1 protein-coding gene is annotated in these 236 nt (G+C 46.2%); it reads right to left on the bottom strand.

The genetic code is table 11. The features are described 5' to 3' along the window. Positions 1–83: 83 nt before the first annotated feature. A partial coding sequence (locus tag JTI98_RS21280) for a DinI-like family protein (protein WP_252869642.1) occupies positions 84–236 on the bottom strand: 153 nt, incomplete at its 5' end.

Below are 236 nucleotides of genomic sequence, written 5' to 3'. Positions count from 1 at the left end.
CTGACGAACGTCCGATAGTGCGAGTATTGAATGATTGCCAGCCGGTGCGGATTCTACATATGCAATATGACAAAACAATGCTCTTATTCTGACACCAGCCACATATCAGAATCTTCAAACATTTCCTCCAGCATGCGGTTCAGCTTTTCTTTCTCAGTTTTGGTGCAGTCGCTGTTTAAGGCGTTAGCCTGCATTGGCTTTACCCTCACCTCAGCATCGGGAAAAATCCGGTGTAC

This window comes from Citrobacter sp. MGH 55 (assembly GCF_016906145.1).
Taxonomy (GTDB): domain Bacteria; phylum Pseudomonadota; class Gammaproteobacteria; order Enterobacterales; family Enterobacteriaceae; genus Citrobacter_A; species Citrobacter_A amalonaticus.
This window is presented reverse-complemented; position numbering and strand designations above follow the sequence as displayed.